Origin of the sequence: Fulvivirga aurantia (assembly GCF_009711475.1) — a bacterium.
GTDB classification, from domain to species: Bacteria; Bacteroidota; Bacteroidia; order Cytophagales; family Cyclobacteriaceae; genus Fulvivirga; species Fulvivirga aurantia.
On record NZ_SMMD01000342.1, the window covers coordinates 1 to 1,861 of the forward strand.

3 protein-coding genes are annotated in these 1,861 nt (G+C 40.4%); 1 reads left to right on the forward strand and 2 read right to left on the reverse strand.

Annotated elements, in window-relative coordinates:
* Positions 1–322, forward strand: a 322-nt coding sequence (locus E1176_RS01660) for a hypothetical protein (protein ID WP_222933052.1), incomplete at its 5' end; no start/stop codon positions are given.
* A 76-nt stretch (positions 323–398) separates the two neighbouring features.
* Here the strand turns inward: E1176_RS01660 and E1176_RS01665 are convergent.
* Complete coding sequence (locus E1176_RS01665; RefSeq protein ID WP_155208842.1) at positions 399–977, reverse strand: NAD(P)H-dependent oxidoreductase; 579 nt, start codon at positions 975–977, stop codon at positions 399–401.
* Positions 978–1,038: 61 nt separating this feature from the next.
* Positions 1,039–1,602, reverse strand: a complete 564-nt coding sequence (locus E1176_RS01670; RefSeq protein ID WP_155208843.1) for a Crp/Fnr family transcriptional regulator — start codon at positions 1,600–1,602, stop codon at positions 1,039–1,041.
* Between the last annotated feature and the right edge of the window lie 259 nt (positions 1,603–1,861).

Genomic DNA, 1,861 nt, shown 5'->3' on the forward strand with positions numbered 1-1,861 from the left:
GGGAATAGTCTTGCTATCATGTACAGAAGAGGTTGAGGTTAGACCTTGTGAAGTGAATAATACTGGGACGCTGATAATAACGAATGTGAACCCTAGTGGATCACTACTGGTTTACCTTGATGGGGAAATAAAAGCTGACGCAGATGTAAGAATTGCAAACGGTGAAAGTTACCGAACTGAGCTGGCAGCTGGAGAATATGAAATTAAGGCATTATTATATACGGTTGAGTGTAGTGGAAATCGATGTAAGCATTCTAAGACTTATCAAGGAGCAAAAACTGCAAGTCTATCCTACTGTGATGAGGTAAGTATCGCATTCTAAAATGAGAATATTGATGTAAAGGCAGCTTTCCCATTCGGTAAATTACGCTTGGTAAACTCAGGTAGGTGATCGTTGCTTATTTCAACTCACTTCCTAAGACCGCTATTTGCTCCAGCCATGCGTTTCTGGCTGTGACACTTGAATCTTTGATAGGGGCAAGGTAAGTCACTTTCACAGGATTGACACCACAATACTTCAAAGTGCCTTTTTTAAGCTGATTGATTGTGTTGCTTTTCATAAACAAATAATCGTACCACCTTGGAGTGTCTGCCGTGATGATCAGTCGGGCTGATTTGCCTTTTAAGAGCTTTTCAGGAAATGGCTTGCCTTCTATCGGTTGGTAAGTAATGCCTGGAAGAAACACCCTGTCAATAAAGCCTTTCATAATTGCCGGGTAGCTATACCACCACATAGGGAATACCCATACCAGGTGATCGGCTGAGTTGATTTTATCGATAGCATCACTCAAATCGGGCTCTAATGTCATTCGCTTACGGTAGCCAAATTGTAGGTTAGGGTTAAAGTCTAATTCTGCGATATTGATCTGACTTATTGTAGCGTATGTTTGACTGGCCCCGCTTCTGTATGCCTCTGCCAACGCGTAATTATAGCTTTCTGTATCAGGGTGGCCGTTTATGATTAATACTTTCTTCATTTTCTAGTTCGATGTTTTCACAAAGAACTATGCTGGCCCATGGCTTTGAAAGGACAAATGTCTAATTCGATATCGATTTTCTTATGCGACTCAAATGCCGTTGTGTGATGCCCAGGTAAGAAGAAAGAAAGTTGAGAGGAATGAGCTGCAAAAGCTCGGGTTGGTTGGCCAACAAATCGCGGTATCGCTGCTCTGCAGTTTCTTTTTGTAGCAGAAAGATTCTCTTCTCCATTTTAATGTACTCCTGCTCAGCCATAAGCTTAAAAAGCTTTAACCAGCGCGTATTGGTTAGCTCCAACGCTAGTATTTCATCTCTGGAAATCGTCAAAAGCTCACAATCAGTGAGGGCCTGGATGTTTTCTGCGGTTTTGTCTTGAGATAAAAAAGACGAGTAAGCACTTACAAATGTGTTAGCAAAAGTAAAGCAATACGTTACCTCCTCAACGGCTGATGAATAGTAAAAAGACCGAAATAATCCGGATGTGACAAAACCAACCTCCTGAGAAACCTGACCTTCTTTAATGAAAAACTCACCTTTTTTTATGGTTTTAGGCACCACTTTACTTTCGAACAGATCGATGTCTTCACGGGTCAGTATGTTGAATGTCTGGAGAAAGCTTCTCATGATTTGCTATTATGCTACGAACTTACTCAGGAATTTGAGAAAAAGCAGGACGGGATGAAAAAAGTGATAATAGATGCCATGAGGCTGGGGTTAATATAATTTAAAGCAGGGTCTTGATAAAGATAATTTTCATGACTTGATTTTACCTGAATTATCAACAACGCACAAATATACCAGGCATAGCACATTCTCTTTTAAGTCTACCCATTCTAATAGCTATGCATTTGTAGTATTAGATCATATCAGCTAGCGTACTTTT

Coding starts and splice junctions, on each gene's coding strand:
- E1176_RS01670 (WP_155208843.1), bottom strand. CDS start 1,602: ATGAGAAGCTTTCTCCAGACATTCAACATACTGACCCGTGAAGACATC.
- E1176_RS01665 (WP_155208842.1), bottom strand. CDS start 977: ATGAAGAAAGTATTAATCATAAACGGCCACCCTGATACAGAAAGCTAT.